Genomic DNA, 15,621 nt, shown 5'->3' with positions numbered 1-15,621 from the left:
AGTTCAAATAAAGCATTAATACGCTGCAGTCTAACGTATGTAGGAGGTTAAACTGCATTGACTGTATCGCATTATGAGTTAAAGGCGTACACCTGAGATGCATACCCAGCCATCTTTTTCTGCCGTGGGGGCTAAAGCAAAGTCTTTGCTGTAAGCATCACGCACTTCTTGGGCTTGCTCAGCTAAAATACCCGATAGGGCAATGCGACCGCCTGAACGAGTGTGCTCAATCAGCTGTGGCGCTAGCTGTACCAGTGGGCCTGCTAAAATATTAGCGAGGACTACATCAAACTGCCCTGCAGGCATGTCTTGTGGTAAATACACCAGTAAATCTTCTTCTTTAATCGCGTTGCGATTGGCGTTGTCGCGTGTGGCTTCTAGGGCTTGGCTATCAATGTCGGTGCAGGTCAATTGTGCTGCGCCGAGTAACTTTGCCGCTATTGCAAGAATGCCTGAGCCACAACCAAAGTCTAAGACATTGCAACCTTCTAAAGACTGACCATCGAGCCATTCAAGGCATAAAGCTGTGGTTGGGTGAGTGCCGGTGCCAAAGGCTAAGCCAGGATCGAGCAATAGATTCACTGCAGTGGGTTCTGGTGCTGTATGCCAGCTCGGAACAATCCATAAACGCTGGCCGAAGCGCATAGGGTGGAAGTTATCCATCCAGCTGCGCTCCCAGTCTTGGTCTTCAATCTGTTCAATGTGCAGTTCAGGAGTGTCTGTGCCGCCCAGCAGTTGTATGTGCTGACGCAATGCCTGAGCATCAACATCACCTTCAAATAAAGCCAATAAGTGAGTATGGCTCCACAACGGCGTGGTGCCTAAGTCTGGTTCATAAATAGGCTGATCTTCACCGTCCATAAAGGTCACAGACACGGCACCGAGTTCGAGCAAGGTGCCTTCCCATGCGGCTGCTTGATCGGGTTGAATCGCTAAACGAACTTGTAACCAGGGCATAAAAACCTCAAAAGTGGATGCGGGTATCTGCAAAGTTTAGGCGGGTAATTGAGTGTTGCGGTATTGATTCTCTACTGGCGTAGCATACTGCATGATCAAATAGGGGCGATGCTCAGGTGGGCAAGCCTCTAGGCGCTTCTGCCAGTGTTGTTGTGCATTGAGAATTTCTTGAGAGTCAAAGACATCTTTGATATCAGGTACAGGCAAATTGCTATCACGCTGTTCCCACATACCCCATGCTAAGTAATGGGCAGGAAATAGACGGTAATCACGCCAGATATGCTGATCAACCAGTTGCGCCAGTTGTTTTGTATCAGTAAAGCCTGTGGTTAAAACAGGACAGAAGTGCACGTGCACACGGCCTTTATAACCAGTAATGCCGAGTACGATACTGGCGTCATCCTCACCTATTTGTTTGGTGTATTCGCCAGTGCTGGCGCGGATGTAGAGTTCGCGTGCTTTGGCAATATCGCAAGGATCATATTCATAACTGATGGCTACTGGCGTCAGTTGCAACGAGGCGATCACCGTTTGAAAATCTTCATCTTTACGTGATAGGTGAAACATTTTCAAAATAGCACTTTCGGTGCGGTCATCGCCGTCTTTGGCGCGACCTTCTGCTTGAGCGATCCAAATTGATTCTTGATCGTGCAGAATTGAATGATTGATATAAGCCGACAGCAATTGAAAGGCTGTTAGTTTTTCACGACGGTTGGTGAGTGAGCGGTGCACAATAAAGCTTTTATTGATGCGCATCAGGTCGCTGACAAAGGGTCTTTGTAAAAGATTGTCGCCAATGGCAATCCGTGGTGTAGACAGCTTTGCTTGAAACAGCGCGTAATTGACAAAAGCCGGATCCATAACAATGTCACGGTGATTGGCTAAATACAGATGCGGTTTGCCTGTCTGTAAATGTTCTATGCCAGAAAAGCTAATGCCATCAGTTACTTGGCTAATGCTTTGTTCGACATAAGCTTCAATGCGTTGTTGTAGGGCCGCTACACTGTGTACTTTGCGTATCTCGTTGCGCAGTTTCCAAGCAGTGACTGGACGCAATAGCCAGTCAATGTAACGAGAGGCAGTAGGGAAACGGTACTGGGTGATCATGGATAAGAAATCTGCATCAGCCAGTAAACGTTGCAATACTGCCGCCACTTCGTCGTCATTATAAGGGCGAATGCTGTCAAATTGATCCATGTGACTCTCTTAATTGGGGAGCGGTGCAGTGCGTAGTGCGCTGTTGGGTTAGATAATTAGGCTATTATACCTATAATCATTGATTACTTGCAGAGGAGTTCTACAGTGCAAAGGATTCATGAGCCGGTTGATTTGATTGAAGCGCAAATGTTAATCAGTATGCTGCACAGTGAAGGTATTTCCGTGCATTTGCAGGGTGCTGATTTGATTGGCGGCATGGGGGAGCTACCTGCTTTGGGATTGCTTGGACTCATGGTTGATGACCAACAAGCCATTCGTGCGCGCGAGTTAATTGTTGACTATCAGCAGGCCACGCCGCTCATCGATGAGGCTCAAGAAGCTCTGGTTGACCCACATGGTTTTTTAGAATGTTAGAAGTGAGCCGATAATGTCAGGACGTTATGCGCTATTTAATTGGCCGGAGGCGCTGGGACAACTGCCAGGATTTCCGCAGCACATGCGTGCGCACTGGAATTTAGCGCCGAAATCACAAGTACTGATGTTGTACCAAAATGAGGGGCAGCGCCATGCGGCTCTAGCGCTTTGGGGGTTTACTTCGAGTTGGATGACTGATTTAACTCGAGCGGTTGCGCATGCACGAGCGGAAACGGTCAACACTTTGCCGATGTTTCAAAATGCTTGGCGCAAACAAAGGTGTTTATTGCCAGCCAATGGTTTTTTTGAGTGGCGCGGCGTGCAGCGTAAGCAGCCGTTTTGGCTCAGCACCAATGAGCCTCTGCTTTACTTTGCTGGACTGTGGGATGTCTATGCAGTGCCAGGGCATGACTACTACAGTGTTGCGTTGCTCACTCAGCAGGCTGCACACTTGCGTCGCCCGATTATTCTTAACCAGCAGCAACAGCAGTTGTGGTTGGATCCCGAGAGCAGTGATGAACAGTTGCGTGAGGTGCTAGCGAGTGCCGAGCAGCCGCAATTGCATGAGCGACGTGTCAGTACTTTGATTAACGACCCGTTAGTGGATGGGCCGCACTGCTTGAATGCAGGTTAATTCGAGCTGGCGTGTGAGTGCTTTAACACTCTTCAGTAAAACGGTCGGCAATCAGCGCTTGTAAAGCGGCCAGTGCTTGTTCGGCTTGCTCGCCGTCAGCGTCAATTTGCAACTCCGTGCCTTTGCTGGCGGCCAGCATCATCACTGACATAATATTTTTACCGTTACATAGGTTGCGGCTGTCACGACCGACCCTAATCTGACAAGGAAAACTGTTAGCGACAGAGACAAACTTGGCAGCGGCTCTAGCATGCAAACCGAGCTTGTTAATAATTGTCACTTTGCAACTAGGCATGGGGTTTCTCGTCGATACGCACCACATCACGATGGCGGATTTGTACGTTACTTAACTCTTGGCGTAAGGATTCGCCTAGCCTTTGTGCCATATATACCGAGCGATGTTGACCGCCGGTGCAGCCAATCGCTACGGTGACGTAGGCGCGATTACTGGCAGCAAAGCGTGGCAGCCATTTGGCAAGATAGGCATAAATGTCGGCATACATTTCTTCAACATCGGTTTGTTCGTTTAAATATTCAATGATCGGCTGATCAAGGCCGCAATAAGCGCGCAAGTCGGGCTTCCAATAAGGATTGGGCAGGCAGCGAATATCAAACACCACGTCGGCATCAACGGGCACACCGCGCTTAAAGCCAAACGACTCAATCAGAAAAGCAGTGCCGGGTTCTGGCTTATCCAGTAAGCGCAGTTTAATGCTGTCGCGTAATTGGTATAGATTGAGGTGCGAGGTATCAATGGTCAGGTCAGCGAGATCGGTAATCGGTGAAAGCAGGACTTTCTCATCGCGAATGGCTTCAGCCAGAGAGCGTGATTCATTCGTTAGAGGATGGCGTCTGCGAGTTTCAGAAAACCGTTTTAATAAGGTTTCATCATCGGCATCCAGATACAAAACATCACAAACAATATGGCGCTCACGCAGACCTGCTAGCAGTTCGGGGAAGCGCTCAAGTTGGTTAGGGGCGTTGCGCGCGTCAATAGACACTGCGATTTGTGGGTGGACTAATTCAGCCGCCAACAAAGTACGCTCTGCAAGCTCTGGTAGCAGCATGGCTGGGAGGTTATCGATGCAGTAAAAATCGTTGTCTTCTAATACGTCAAGTGCAGTACTTTTACCTGAACCTGAACGGCCACTCACGATAATTAAACGCATGTTGTCAAACCTCTAAAGTTGTGCATTTAGCACTGTTTGATACAGGGCATTACTGTCTGGTGCATTGCGTAAGCGCTCACGAACATCATCTTGCTCAAAAATACCAGCAATTTGACGTAACAGCTCTAAATGTTCATCGGTCGCTTCTTCAGGTACTAAAAGCACAAATAAAAGATCAACTGGCTCGCCATCAATAGCATCAAAGTCGACCGCAGTTTCTAAGTGCAAAACGGCGCTGATCGGTGCGGTGCAGCCAATGAGTCGACAATGCGGGATTGCAATACCATCACCAAAGCCAGTTGAACCAAGCTTTTCTCTTGCCACTAGGCTTTCGAATAGCGTGTCTTCATCAATCTGAGGTTGGTCGGTGGCAATCAGGTGGGCAATGTATTCTAGGACGCGTTTTTTGCTGCCTCCCGGCACGTTCACTTGCGAACGGGCCGGGGTCAGGATGTGTTCTAATCGAATCATGGGGTTATTAGCGTTCAAGCGCGCCTTTTTGACGTTCCAGTTGTTTTTCCTTGTGTTTGATTAGCTGACGATCCAGCTTGTCAACCAGCAGGTCAATCGCGGCATACATATCGTCATGCTCAGCATTGGCAATGATTTCGCCACCAGCAATCAGCAAGGTTGCATCAATTTTTTGTTTCACTTTTTCCACACCAAGCGTGACACGAATGCTGGTGATTTTGTCGAAATGGCGCTCAAGCTTAGCGAATTTGCCATTAATGTATTCACGTAGGGCTTCAGTAATATCCAGTTGATGACCTGTGATAGTGATTTGCATACCGTTCTCCTTAGATTCACTGCTTAGTGCGGTGTTAGCAGGATTGTAACGCCTGCGTAAATTAAGTGTTACTGACCAATGTCTATAATAATTGCTTTCGATCAGTTGAAGAGGCAATTCCGAGCGATTCTCGGTATTTGGCAATGGTCCGTCGTGCCACTTGAATACCTTGTTCTTCCAGTAGACCAGCGATTTTGCTGTCACTCAATGGTTTTTTAGGATTTTCTGCAGCAACTAGCTTTTCAATGATGGCGCGAATGGCTGTGGATGAGCATTCGCCCCCTTGCGTAGTGCTGACATGGCTAGAGAAAAAATATTTTAACTCAAAAATGCCACGCGGGGTGTGCATATATTTCTGTGTAGTTACCCTTGATATGGTTGATTCGTGCATGCCCACCGCTTCCGCGATTTCGGCTAAAACTAAAGGCTTCATTGCTTCTGGCCCATAGTCAAAAAACCCACGCTGGTAATCGAGAATTTTGGTAGCGACTTTCATCAGTGTTTCATTACGGCTTTGCAGGCTTTTAATAAACCAGCGTGCTTCTTGTAACTGGGTGCGCATAAAGGTGTTGTCTGCACTGTTGTCAGCGCGACGGATAAAACTCGCATAATGTGAGTTGACCGTGAGGCGTGGCGCAATGTCAGGATTGAGCTCAACAATCCAGCGGTTATTGGCTTTGCGCACAATGACATCTGGAACAACATACTCGGGCTCGGTGCTTTCAATTACAGAGCCAGGACGCGGATTTAAAGTCTGAATTAATTGCACTATTTCTTTTAGAGCGTCCTCTTTAATGCGCATGCGCCGCATTAATTGAGCGTAATCGCGGCTTCCCAGCAGCTCTAAGTGCTCGGAACAAAGTTTCTGAGCTTCAGCTAGCCAGGGCGTGTCGCTGGGCATGTTGTGCAGTTGTAGCAGTAAGCATTCGCTGAGATCGCGTGCTGCTACGCCAGTTGGCTCAAACTGCTGGATGCGTTTGAGAACCATCTCCACTTCGTCCATTTCGATGTGCTGCATAGGATCAAAGGCATCGAGAATTTCTTCCAGTGATTCCTGCAAGTAACCATCTTCGCCAATACTGTCGATAATCACTGTCGCAATCATGCGGTCGTCATCAGACATTTTTGCTAGGTTTAATTGCCAGAGCAAGTGAGATTGCAGGTCTACGCCAACTGAAGTGGTGCTAGTGAAGTCCCATTCTTCACTGTTTGTACTCGGTAGACTGCTGGCACTGGTTTGATAAATATCTTCCCACGATGTATCGATCTCTAGCTCGCTCGGAATCTGTTCGTTCCACTCATTCGCATCGGGTAGATTTTCTGCGCTATTACTGGGCTCTTGTGGCGAATTTTGTTGCGTATTTGCGGTGTATTCATGGCCGTCATCGCTAGTATCCTTAGCGCTGCTGTCTGTTTCTCCTTCTTCTTCGCGTTCGAGCATAGGGTTGCTGTCCAAAGCGTCTTGGATTTCTGCTTGCAAATCCAGCGTCGACATCTGTAACAAGCGAATAGCTTGCTGCAGTTGTGGAGTCATGGTCAGGTTTTGACCTATCTTTAAAACGAGCGAGGCTTTCATAATGGCAGGGCTAAACTCCTAATCATCAATACGCCACGGTTTGGCGCTAAGCAAGATTTATGCCTGATTTTTTCGTGTTTGCCTAGACTTGACAAACAGTTGATGGTGAAAGGTGAGTTTTAGATTGCTTGAAAGTAGGGGCGTTTTAGCGCAAATGACCCTACAAGAAGGGCTCTTTAGAGACGGAATTCTTGTCCTAAGTACACATCTCTAACCAGCTGGTTTTCTAAGATGCTGCTTGGTTCGCCTGCGGCAATAATCTGACCGTCGCTGACAATATAAGCTGTCTCACAGATGTCTAGCGTTTCACGCACATTATGGTCGGTAATTAAAACGCCAATGCCTTTATCTTTTAAATGGTGAATGATCTGCTTGATATCGCCAACTGAAATAGGGTCAACGCCAGCAAAAGGTTCATCCAATAGAATGAATTTAGGGTTAGTAGCTAGTGCGCGGGCAATTTCAACACGACGTCGTTCGCCGCCGGACAAGCTCATACCAAGGTTGTTGCGTAGGTGGGTGATGCTGAACTCTTGTAACAGTTCGTCGAGTGCTTGCAGACGTCCAGCGCGGTCTAAGTCTTTGCGCAATTCGAGGATGGCCAGAATATTATCGGCCACGCTAAGCTTGCGAAAAATCGAAGCTTCTTGCGGCAAATAACCTATGCCCGCTCTAGCACGACCATGCATCGGCTGAAAGCTGACATCAGTTTGATCAATAAAAATCGTGCCTTTATCTGCTTTGACTAGGCCAACTATCATATAGAAGCACGTGGTTTTGCCCGCGCCGTTAGGACCGAGTAAACCGACAATTTGTCCGCTTTCAATGGAGACGCTGACGTCATGTACAACCTTGCGGCCTTTGTAGGATTTGGCTAGGTTTTTGGCGATCAAGGTACTGCTCATGGTGCGGCTGGCTCTGTTTTGTTCTTGGGTTGGATAACCATGTTAATTCGTGGTGAGGGCGTGCTAATAGTGCCTTGTTTACCGCGTCCAGCGGTGACGATTTGCTTTTGCGTATCGTAGATGATTTTTTCGCCGCGGAACGTGTTGCCTTGTTGAATGACTTTAGCCTGATCAATGATGATGATTTTTTCATTATTGGCAAAGTACTGAATGGTCAAGCCGTAAGCTTGAACAATATCCTTGTTTTCAGAGGGTTTTTGTTCGTAATAGGCGGGTTTTCCAACTGAAGTGAACACATCAATATCGCCAGCTTGGTTAAGGGTGATTGTGACTGTGTCACCAGTGATTTTGAGAGTGCCTTGGGTGATGATCACATCGCCGCGATAGATCGCAACGCCGCGCTTATCATCCATCTCTGCGCTATCAGCTTGGACATTAATGGGCTGGTTACGGTCGCTCGGTAAAGCCTGAGCAAGTCCACTGAACATGCTGAAACTTGCGGCAATAAGTAAAGCGGTTGTGCTAGCGAACTTCATGTCGGCCTCTCACTTTAGAAAGTAAACGCATTTTACTTTCGTTCAGATAGGTTTGCATACCAACGCCGGTAGTTACACCGTTGGCTGCTTCAATTTTTACCGCAAGCTTGGTATGAGCATACTCAGTTTCCGGCACATAAGTCAGTTGTTCAGTGGTCAGGATCGTTGGACGCCCCTGTTCATCGGTGCGCTCAATGCGCACATTTTTGAGTAATTCAACTTCTTTACCTTCAGGGCTGACCTCACTGCGTTCGCTGGAAATATGCCAAGGGAATTCAGTGCCACGAAAGAGTAACAAATCAGGCTGCAATAATACCGTAATATCATCATCTTGCGTGTGTTCGAGATGAGGGCTACTGAGTTCATATTGCACTGTGCCTTCATCGGTAAACTGTAATGTTTGTGTGCCTTGGGCAAAGAAATCGATAGTTTTCTTGGCTTGCGCGTTGCTGTGCTGGTTGTCAGGCGTGGAGCTGTCGATGTTCCAGTAACCTAATGCGGCAACTAGTAACGCAAAGGGCACAAAAAATAGCACAAGCCTTAGGTTAGCAGACATAGAAACAACCATAAATAAATTATAAGTAAGCGTTTTGCGCTGCGTTAAGAGTGTCTTGTGCTGCCATAATGAATTCGCACAGTTCGCGCGCAGCACCTTCACCGCCGCGCAATGAAGTGACCGCCAGTGCATGCTGGCGCACAAAAGTATTGGCATTGGCCACAGCTACGCCTAAAACCACACAACGAATCGCAGCTAAATCAGGTAAATCATCACCCAGATAGGCAACTTGATCATAAGAAAGTTGCAGAGAACTGAGTAATTCATCTAAGGCAGTGCGTTTGTCTTCGCGGCCTTGTATCAGGTGCATGATGCCTAAGTTTGCCGCGCGACGCTCGACAATCGTTGAAGTGCGTCCAGTAATGATGGCGACATTGACTCCCGAGTTCATCAGCATCTTAATGCCTTGACCATCGAGAGTGCTAAAGGCTTTGGCTTCGCTCCCATCCGCTAAGAAATAGAGCTTGCCATCAGTCAGTACACCGTCAACATCGAGCACTAGCAAACGTACGCTGCGGGCACGTTGGATTAAATCAATATTATTTAAGTTCAGCATTACATGACTCCTGCGCGCAATAAGTCGTGCATGTTGAGCGCGCCAATTGCTTGATTGTGTTCGTTAATCACTGGCAGTGAGCTGATTTTATGATCTTCCATGATTTTTAAGGCTTCGGCTGCAAGCATTTCAGGACGAGCTGTTTTACCGCCATGGGTCATTAACTCGTTAATGCTAGCTTCGCGTACGTCAATGCCTTTGTCTAACGCACGGCGTAAGTCACCGTCGGTAAAAATACCGGCCAAGGTTTGATCGGATGCAAGAATTAAAGTCATGCCTAAGCCTTTTTGCGTCATCTCGAGCAAGGCAGTACGTAAAGATGCGTCGCGCGGTACTGCGGGTAATTCATCACCGCTGTGCATGACATGCTCAACTTTAAGCAATAAACGTCGACCAAGTGCGCCGCCTGGGTGTGAAAAGGCAAAATCTTCAGGGGTAAAGCCGCGGGCTTCTAATAAGGCGATTGCTAAAGCATCGCCAAGCACTAAAGTCACTGTGGTGGATGAGGTGGGTGCTAGATTGAGTGGGCAGGCCTCTTGCGTAACATGCGTATCCAAATTAGCTTGCGCCGCGGTTGCGAGTGCCGAGTCCGGATTGCCTGTCATGCTAATTAGGGTGATGCCAAGGCGTTTAATTAAGGGCAGTAGGGTGACAATTTCATTGGTTGTGCCTGAGTTGGATAAGGCTAACACTAGATCGTCACGGGTAATCATGCCCATGTCACCATGGCTGGCTTCAGCAGGATGAACAAAAAAAGCTGGGGTGCCGGTGCTGGCAAGTGTTGCCGCTATTTTATGACCGATATGCCCAGACTTGCCCATACCAACCACGACTACACGTCCTTTGCAGGCTAAAATCAGCTCGCAGGCTTTAACGAAACTAGCATCGATGCGGGTTAATAAGCTGCTAATCGCATCTTGTTCAAGACTAATGGTGCGCTTAGCGGAAGCAATCATGGATTCGGATGAAGGCATAGTGATGTGTTCTTCAACATAAAAAAATAATTATACGTGAAATTATGATGTAACTCACCCGTGCAATTACTTAGCGATTATGTTGATAGATGCGTGAGGTGCTGAAATTATCAAATTGCAATTCTAGGTCGGCTAATATCTTGTCTGCATTGCGTGCACGCTTAGATACAATAAATGTTGCAGGCGTACTATGAAGTATCAGATGGGGTAGAGATAATTCATCAAGCCCCAGTTTTTGTTGGGCGTCGCGCATGGGTTCGAGATAGTCAAACAAGTAATCACCGCGTTTGCGCATTAGCATTGCTATGGCAGATGTGTGCCTGCTGGTGCGTGTCAGTTTTAAATTAAGAGAGCTGTCAGTCAACCATTGACTGATTGGAGGCCAGTAGCTGTATCCGCCGATTAAAATAATTTTTTTGCCTTTTAAATCATCCGGTAATCGAGGTGGCTTGGACTCAGGATGGTAATAAACTGCCAGGGTTATTTCGCCGAGGACTCTTGAGCTTTCTAAGGTGTGGCCAGCCAGCTCAGTCTTGTTTGGAGCGCCGAACCAGAGATCAATATTGCCTGAAATTAATTCTGAGTAGAGGCGTGCGGAAGGTAAAGCTTTAAAGTCAACGTCATAGCCAGCGTCCGTCAACAGAGTGCGTCCCAGTTCGATAATATGGCCCGCGGGGTTGTTTGAGCTGTCTGTATATGACGCTGGGGGAAACTCGTAATAACCTACAGTAATCAGTTGTCGCCCTTGGGCATTGGTAGAAAAACCAGAAAACAGGCCGATGATTAATAACATTGCGCGTAAGACTTTCATTGCAACCCCCTTACCTGATTAGCTGTAACGGATTTAGCATAGCGCATAATTATCAGAATAATGGATTTTACTGGCTAGTGTTAGCGAGATACAGTTGGCGACCGGGAGACTATGTAGCCGTCAGTTAAAGCGTAACTTATTCGAGAGTCTATCCAGTAAACGTTATAGAATGCCTTATACGCCTATTCAGGTAGCTCAGTTTTAAGGTAGAGAGTTCATGTCTTTTGCACACTTAGGGTTAATGCCAGCTTTGTTGGCCAATCTGCAGCAGTTAGGTTATCAGCAGCCCACCGCCGTTCAGCAGCAGGCGATTGCCCCAGTTTTGGCCGGAAAAGATGTTTTAGCTGCGGCGCAAACCGGAACTGGAAAAACAGCCGCTTTTACTTTGCCAGTCCTGCAATTGCTACTGACTCAGGGAGAAAAGGTCACCTCTAACTGCGTGCGCACTTTGGTATTGGTGCCGACTCGCGAATTGGCTGAACAGGTGCATGAATCGATTCGTCATTATCTCGGTGAATTACCCTTACGCACTGCAGTTGCCTATGGCGGCGTTAGCATTAATCCGCAAATGATGAATTTGCGCCGCGGTGTTGATGTGCTGGTGGCAACGCCTGGGCGTTTATTGGATTTGTATCAGCAAAATGCTGTGCGTTTCCATCAAATGCAAGTGCTGGTGCTGGATGAAGCGGATCGTATGCTGGACTTGGGTTTTGCTGAAGAGTTGAACGCGCTATTCTCTGTCATGCCACGCGAACGCCAAACCTTATTATTTTCTGCAACTTTTTCGGGTCCGATTCGTACCTTGGCCGGTAAGTTGCTGATTGACCCGGTACGTATTGATGTCACTCCGAAACACTCGGCAGCAGAGACAGTTAAGCAATATCTGTTGGTGGTGGATAAAAAAGACAAAACAGAACTGTTTTTGCATTTGTTGAGCAGTCGGCAGTGGGGGCAGGTTTTAGTCTTTGTACGTACGCGCAAAGGTGCTGAATCGCTGCATAAAAAGCTTATTGCAGCGCAGGTGACGGCAGATGCGATTCATGGCGACAAAACGCAACCGGCACGCTTGCGTGCGCTACAAGACTTTAAAAAAGGTCGAGTACAAGTACTGGTGGCTACCGATGTGGCAGCGCGCGGCTTAGATATTGAGCAGTTACCGCACGTGGTGAACTTTGATTTACCTAACGTGGCGCAAGATTATGTGCATCGCATTGGTCGTACCGGCCGTGCTGGGCTGAGTGGCGAGGCGATCTCTTTAGTCAGTGCAGATGAGTTGGATGAGTTAATTGCCATTGAAGAGTTAATGGGCATTAATTTACAGCGCTTTGATGAGCCTGATTTTTATGCAGAACACCGTTTGCCAGAAACGATGTTGGGTCTAGGCAGTATCAAAAAGCCGAAGAAACCAAAAAAGAGTAAAGCCTCTGCGGGCGGTAATATTCATTTGGGTGATGAGTTTCCAGTAAACAGTAAACCGCAAATCGTCGCTATTCGGCCGGCACCTCGTTTAGCGGTGCCGAGCCGTCATAAGCCTAAACCGAGTAATGCTAAGCCACGCTAAGTGTGCGCTAACACAGCTGAGCCTTGCCGAGTTTGCGCAGTTTTAGTTGCTGCTTAGGGTGGTAAGCCAGTTGCAGGTGTAGCAAGGCAGCAGTCAGTCGATCACTGCTTGTAATAATTGCTGGCAATCTATGGCGTGAAAATCGGTCAGCTCAGGCCATAGATTCTCTGCTGTATTGACTTGTACTGCATAAGAGCCAGCCGCTTGTGCAGTTTTTAAGTCCATCTGGAAATCACCGACCATAACCAGCTCCTGCGGTTTAACCTGCCAGTGTGCGGCGATCCTGAGCAAACCGTCTGGGTCGGGTTTTGGGATGGCTTGCTCACGACCCAAGATTGACTGCGGTGCGAAATAATCGGCCAGGCCTATAGCATTTAGCGTAATCAACGCTAGTTCTTGCGCATTGCGGGTGAGAATGGCGAGATTGCGTTGGCGTTCATGCAGGTGCTTAACCAGCTCGATCGCGCCAGCCGCTGGCTGAGAGTTGAGTGCGAGTTGGCGTTCATGCTCAAGCAGCCATGCATGTTTTTGCACGGCTTCAGCGCTGGGCAGTGAGGCAAGATGACCTAAAATGTCGGCATGCGTAGGGATCTCTAGCATGCGACGAATATACAGGAAGTCATGCACAGCAATGGTTAGGGTGCCATCCATATCAAACACCCAGTGCCTGCAATCGCGTAAATAAGCGGACATGACTTAACCCATAATATCCTTATGCTGCCAATCACCACGAGCGCGGGTCAGACCTTCTTGCGCGACAGAAGCAACTAAGCGTCCGTCTCGGGTATAAATGCTGCCACGGGCAAAACCGCGAGAATTGCCTGACCATGGGCTATCCATGGAGTAGAGCAGCCAATCATCAAGGCATACTTCTTCGTGAAACCAGATTGAGTGATCGAGACTGGCAACTTGCATTTGCGGCTGCCAAATAGAGGCACCATGAGGCAGTAGCGACGTGGTGAGCAAGCCAAAGTCCGAAGCATAGGCTAACAAGTATTTATGCAGTGCTGGCGATGATGGCAAAACACCAGCGGCTTTGAACCAAACTTGTTTGATCGGCGCGCTGATTGCAGGGTTGAGAGGATCCAGCACTTGCACTGGGCGCGTTTCAATGGCTTTGGCGCGTAGCATTTTTTCACGCTTTTCTTGGCTGAGGGCCTTAGCTAAGTGCGGCGAGAGTTCTTCTTCCGGAATCAGGTCCTCAGGCTGGGGCACATCAGGCATTTCAGTTTGGTGACGAAAACCTTCTTCTTGCTGATGAAAAGAGGCGCTGCAGGTGAAAATAGTTTGACCATTTTGGATTGCAGTGACGCGACGGGTGCTAAAGCTGCCACCATCACGTACGCGTTCAACTTGGTATACCACTGGTTTTTTGGCGTCACCGGCACGTAAGAAATAGCCATGTAAAGAGTTGGCTTGACGTTCGCCGTCAACAGTCTGGCTAGCGGCTGATAAGGCCTGGCCAAGTACTTGGCCGCCAAACAACTGACGAAAACCTAAGTCTTGGCTGGCGCCGCGAAATAGATTTTCTTCAATGGTTTCCATGCTCAATAGCGACACTAGTTGGTCAAGAATTGAATTCATTAGGTTCCTCGTGAGGGCTTACAGATAGATGCGATTGATGGAATTATTGTGTGCTTGGTCGGTGATATTAAAGATTTTTTCACCTTTTGTCGGCTATCTATTACTTGGCTGGTATTCTTTCACCTTTAATCTTCAATGAAGGCACCAGCTTTATGTCAGGTTCTCAGCATAACTCAATGGCAGCCCCTGTTTGTATTATCGGTGGCGGTCCTGCTGGGTTAATGGCAGCTGAAGTGCTCGCGCAGGCAGGGCATAGCGTGCAACTGTTCGATGCGATGCCCTCGCTCGGGCGTAAGTTTTTACTGGCGGGAATTGGCGGTCTTAATATCACCCATAGTGAAGATAAAACGACTTTTATGCAGCGCTACAGTGCGCAAACAGATTGGGTTGAGCGTTGGCTGACACAGTTTGACGCAGAAGCCGTACGCCATTGGGTACATGGCTTAGGCATTGAAACCTTTGTAGGTAGTTCGGGGCGAGTTTTCCCGAAAGAAATGAAAGCTGCACCTTTATTACGAGCGTGGTTGCAACGCCTGAGGAGCTTGGGCGTGAAAATTCATACGCGCAGTCGCTGGTTGGGTTGGGATGCGCAAGGTGCGCTACGCATTGCGACAGACGCAGGTGAGCAACAAGTGCAGGCGAGTGCTGTGCTACTGGCCTTGGGTGGTGGTAGCTGGCCGCGATTGGGCTCGGATGCGGCGTGGATACCCATACTGCAGCACCGTGGCGTGGCGATAGCGGCCTTAGAAGCGAGTAACTGTGGTTTTGATGTGGCCGCTTGGAGTGCTTTTCTATTGGATAAATGGGTGGCGGCGCCGGTTAAAAACTGTGCGTTGCGTGTTGCTGGACAGGTTTATCGTCAAGGCGAGTGGCTGCTAACCGCAACAGGCGTGGAGGGTAGTTTGGTGTATGCGTTGTCGGCAGAGATTCGTCAGCAGATTGCCGCACAAGGACATTGCTTGCTTGAGATGGATTGTTTGCCGCATAAAACCTACGCAGAGGTGCTTGCGGCATTACAGAGACCGCGAGGTAAAAAAACCTTAACCAAGCATTTACAGCAACAGTTGGGTTTGGATGGTGTGAAAGCAGCCTTGCTGCGCGAGTGCGCACCTGCAGAGAGTTTTAATGACATGGCGCAGTTAACCGCAGCGATTAAAGCTTTGCCGATACGGTTGCTGCACGCCAGACCCATGGCCGAAGCAATCAGTACGGCTGGCGGAGTTAAGGCTGAGATGTTGGACCAAAACCTGATGCTCAAGCCGTTGCCCGGTGTGTTTTGCGCTGGCGAAATGCTCGATTGGGATGCGCCTACCGGCGGTTACTTATTAACAGCCTGTCTAGCCAGCGGCTTTGCTGCTGGGCATGGCATGCTGCGTTGGCTGGCGAGTCATGAATCTGTAGGGCGAGTGACTGAGTAAACTTTTCATTGCAAAGACTTGCGGT

At 48.4% G+C, this 15,621-nt stretch carries 19 protein-coding genes; 4 read left to right on the top strand and 15 right to left on the bottom strand.

The window, feature by feature from the left end; genetic code table 11:
* Positions 1 to 78 precede the first annotated feature (78 nt).
* The gene (gene prmA, locus H591_RS0102015; RefSeq protein ID WP_022965273.1) at positions 79 to 957 is read right to left on the bottom strand and encodes a 50S ribosomal protein L11 methyltransferase; all 879 of its coding nucleotides are present in this window, start codon (positions 955 to 957) and stop codon (positions 79 to 81) included.
* A gap of 36 nt (positions 958 to 993) precedes the next feature.
* A complete protein-coding gene (locus H591_RS0102010; protein ID WP_022965272.1) occupies positions 994 to 2,154 on the bottom strand; it encodes a 1-acyl-sn-glycerol-3-phosphate acyltransferase in 1,161 nt (386 codons plus the stop codon).
* Between the two features lie 105 nt (positions 2,155 to 2,259).
* Between H591_RS0102010 and H591_RS0102005 the strand changes: the two genes are divergently transcribed.
* Both H591_RS0102005 and H591_RS0102000 read left to right on the top strand, forming a co-directional pair.
* Positions 2,260 to 2,529 (top strand): putative signal transducing protein, encoded by a 270-nt coding sequence (locus H591_RS0102005; protein ID WP_022965271.1) that lies wholly within the window; start codon positions 2,260 to 2,262, stop codon positions 2,527 to 2,529.
* A gap of 13 nt (positions 2,530 to 2,542) precedes the next feature.
* Positions 2,543 to 3,163, top strand: coding sequence for an SOS response-associated peptidase (locus tag H591_RS0102000; protein ID WP_022965270.1), 621 nt, complete (start codon positions 2,543 to 2,545; stop codon positions 3,161 to 3,163).
* Positions 3,164 to 3,185: 22 nt separating this feature from the next.
* Here H591_RS0102000 and H591_RS0101995 read toward each other — a convergent pair whose 3' ends face one another.
* The 11 genes from H591_RS0101995 to H591_RS14610 form a co-directional block, all read right to left on the bottom strand.
* Positions 3,186 to 3,458: an HPr family phosphocarrier protein gene (locus H591_RS0101995; RefSeq protein WP_022965269.1), complete on the bottom strand. Its 273-nt coding sequence runs from the start codon at positions 3,456 to 3,458 to the stop codon at positions 3,186 to 3,188.
* A complete protein-coding gene (gene rapZ, locus H591_RS0101990; protein WP_022965268.1) occupies positions 3,451 to 4,332 on the bottom strand; it encodes an RNase adapter RapZ in 882 nt (293 codons plus the stop codon). Before rapZ ends, H591_RS0101995 begins: the two co-directional genes overlap by 8 nt.
* A gap of 12 nt (positions 4,333 to 4,344) precedes the next feature.
* Positions 4,345 to 4,803 (bottom strand): PTS IIA-like nitrogen regulatory protein PtsN, encoded by a 459-nt coding sequence (gene ptsN, locus H591_RS0101985; RefSeq protein ID WP_022965267.1) that lies wholly within the window; start codon positions 4,801 to 4,803, stop codon positions 4,345 to 4,347.
* 7 nt (positions 4,804 to 4,810) lie between these two features.
* A complete protein-coding gene (gene hpf, locus H591_RS0101980) occupies positions 4,811 to 5,119 on the bottom strand; it encodes a ribosome hibernation promoting factor (RefSeq protein ID WP_022965266.1) in 309 nt (102 codons plus the stop codon).
* A gap of 82 nt (positions 5,120 to 5,201) precedes the next feature.
* On the bottom strand, positions 5,202 to 6,695 hold the full coding sequence (locus H591_RS0101975; RefSeq protein ID WP_022965265.1) for an RNA polymerase factor sigma-54: 1,494 nt from the start codon (positions 6,693 to 6,695) through the stop codon (positions 5,202 to 5,204).
* 176 nt (positions 6,696 to 6,871) lie between these two features.
* The gene (lptB, locus tag H591_RS0101970; protein WP_022965264.1) at positions 6,872 to 7,600 is read right to left on the bottom strand and encodes an LPS export ABC transporter ATP-binding protein; all 729 of its coding nucleotides are present in this window, start codon (positions 7,598 to 7,600) and stop codon (positions 6,872 to 6,874) included.
* Positions 7,597 to 8,136, bottom strand: a complete 540-nt coding sequence (gene lptA / locus H591_RS0101965) for a lipopolysaccharide transport periplasmic protein LptA (protein WP_022965263.1) — start codon at positions 8,134 to 8,136, stop codon at positions 7,597 to 7,599. The genes lptB and lptA overlap by 4 nt, the downstream gene beginning before the upstream one ends.
* Entirely contained in the window at positions 8,123 to 8,692 is a 570-nt protein-coding gene (gene lptC / locus H591_RS0101960; RefSeq protein WP_022965262.1) for an LPS export ABC transporter periplasmic protein LptC, read from the bottom strand. Before lptC ends, lptA begins: the two co-directional genes overlap by 14 nt.
* Positions 8,693 to 8,711: 19 nt before the next feature.
* Positions 8,712 to 9,248, bottom strand: a complete 537-nt coding sequence (locus tag H591_RS0101955) for a KdsC family phosphatase (RefSeq protein WP_022965261.1) — start codon at positions 9,246 to 9,248, stop codon at positions 8,712 to 8,714.
* Entirely contained in the window at positions 9,248 to 10,222 is a 975-nt protein-coding gene (locus H591_RS0101950) for a KpsF/GutQ family sugar-phosphate isomerase (RefSeq protein WP_028244112.1), read from the bottom strand. Before H591_RS0101950 ends, H591_RS0101955 begins: the two co-directional genes overlap by 1 nt.
* Positions 10,223 to 10,292: 70 nt before the next feature.
* The gene (locus H591_RS14610) at positions 10,293 to 11,033 is read right to left on the bottom strand and encodes a substrate-binding periplasmic protein (RefSeq protein WP_022965259.1); all 741 of its coding nucleotides are present in this window, start codon (positions 11,031 to 11,033) and stop codon (positions 10,293 to 10,295) included.
* 217 nt (positions 11,034 to 11,250) lie between these two features.
* Between H591_RS14610 and H591_RS0101940 the strand changes: the two genes are divergently transcribed.
* Entirely contained in the window at positions 11,251 to 12,594 is a 1,344-nt protein-coding gene (locus H591_RS0101940; protein WP_022965258.1) for a DEAD/DEAH box helicase, read from the top strand.
* A gap of 93 nt (positions 12,595 to 12,687) precedes the next feature.
* Here H591_RS0101940 and H591_RS0101935 read toward each other — a convergent pair whose 3' ends face one another.
* Both H591_RS0101935 and tesB read right to left on the bottom strand, forming a co-directional pair.
* Positions 12,688 to 13,287, bottom strand: coding sequence for an HAD family hydrolase (locus H591_RS0101935; protein ID WP_022965257.1), 600 nt, complete (start codon positions 13,285 to 13,287; stop codon positions 12,688 to 12,690).
* 3 nt (positions 13,288 to 13,290) lie between these two features.
* Positions 13,291 to 14,178 (bottom strand): acyl-CoA thioesterase II, encoded by an 888-nt coding sequence (gene tesB / locus H591_RS0101930; RefSeq protein WP_022965256.1) that lies wholly within the window; start codon positions 14,176 to 14,178, stop codon positions 13,291 to 13,293.
* A gap of 152 nt (positions 14,179 to 14,330) precedes the next feature.
* On the opposite strand from tesB, the gene H591_RS0101925 reads away from it, so the two are divergent.
* Entirely contained in the window at positions 14,331 to 15,596 is a 1,266-nt protein-coding gene (locus H591_RS0101925) for a TIGR03862 family flavoprotein (RefSeq protein ID WP_156853102.1), read from the top strand.
* Positions 15,597 to 15,621: the final 25 nt, after the last annotated feature.

It is taken from the genome of Denitrificimonas caeni DSM 24390 (genome assembly GCF_000421765.1).
Lineage (GTDB): Bacteria > Pseudomonadota > Gammaproteobacteria > Pseudomonadales > Pseudomonadaceae > Denitrificimonas > Denitrificimonas caeni.
This window is presented reverse-complemented; position numbering and strand designations above follow the sequence as displayed.

Bases quoted from the DNA above. Each gene is read 5' to 3' on its own strand.
- H591_RS0101925 (WP_156853102.1), top strand. From the start codon at position 14,331: ATGTCAGGTTCTCAGCATAACTCAATGGCAGCCCCTGTTTGTATTATC.
- H591_RS0101940 (WP_022965258.1), top strand. From the start codon at position 11,251: ATGTCTTTTGCACACTTAGGGTTAATGCCAGCTTTGTTGGCCAATCTG.
- H591_RS0101950 (WP_028244112.1), bottom strand. From the start codon at position 10,222: ATGCCTTCATCCGAATCCATGATTGCTTCCGCTAAGCGCACCATTAGT.
- H591_RS0101935 (WP_022965257.1), bottom strand. From the start codon at position 13,287: ATGTCCGCTTATTTACGCGATTGCAGGCACTGGGTGTTTGATATGGAT.
- H591_RS0102010 (WP_022965272.1), bottom strand. From the start codon at position 2,154: ATGGATCAATTTGACAGCATTCGCCCTTATAATGACGACGAAGTGGCG.
- prmA (WP_022965273.1), bottom strand. From the start codon at position 957: ATGCCCTGGTTACAAGTTCGTTTAGCGATTCAACCCGATCAAGCAGCC.
- hpf (WP_022965266.1), bottom strand. From the start codon at position 5,119: ATGCAAATCACTATCACAGGTCATCAACTGGATATTACTGAAGCCCTA.
- H591_RS0101995 (WP_022965269.1), bottom strand. From the start codon at position 3,458: ATGCCTAGTTGCAAAGTGACAATTATTAACAAGCTCGGTTTGCATGCT.
- H591_RS0102000 (WP_022965270.1), top strand. From the start codon at position 2,543: ATGTCAGGACGTTATGCGCTATTTAATTGGCCGGAGGCGCTGGGACAA.
- lptA (WP_022965263.1), bottom strand. From the start codon at position 8,136: ATGAAGTTCGCTAGCACAACCGCTTTACTTATTGCCGCAAGTTTCAGC.
- lptB (WP_022965264.1), bottom strand. From the start codon at position 7,600: ATGAGCAGTACCTTGATCGCCAAAAACCTAGCCAAATCCTACAAAGGC.
- ptsN (WP_022965267.1), bottom strand. From the start codon at position 4,803: ATGATTCGATTAGAACACATCCTGACCCCGGCCCGTTCGCAAGTGAAC.
- H591_RS0101955 (WP_022965261.1), bottom strand. From the start codon at position 9,248: ATGCTGAACTTAAATAATATTGATTTAATCCAACGTGCCCGCAGCGTA.
- H591_RS14610 (WP_022965259.1), bottom strand. From the start codon at position 11,033: ATGAAAGTCTTACGCGCAATGTTATTAATCATCGGCCTGTTTTCTGGT.
- tesB (WP_022965256.1), bottom strand. From the start codon at position 14,178: ATGAATTCAATTCTTGACCAACTAGTGTCGCTATTGAGCATGGAAACC.
- rapZ (WP_022965268.1), bottom strand. From the start codon at position 4,332: ATGCGTTTAATTATCGTGAGTGGCCGTTCAGGTTCAGGTAAAAGTACT.
- lptC (WP_022965262.1), bottom strand. From the start codon at position 8,692: ATGTCTGCTAACCTAAGGCTTGTGCTATTTTTTGTGCCCTTTGCGTTA.
- H591_RS0101975 (WP_022965265.1), bottom strand. From the start codon at position 6,695: ATGAAAGCCTCGCTCGTTTTAAAGATAGGTCAAAACCTGACCATGACT.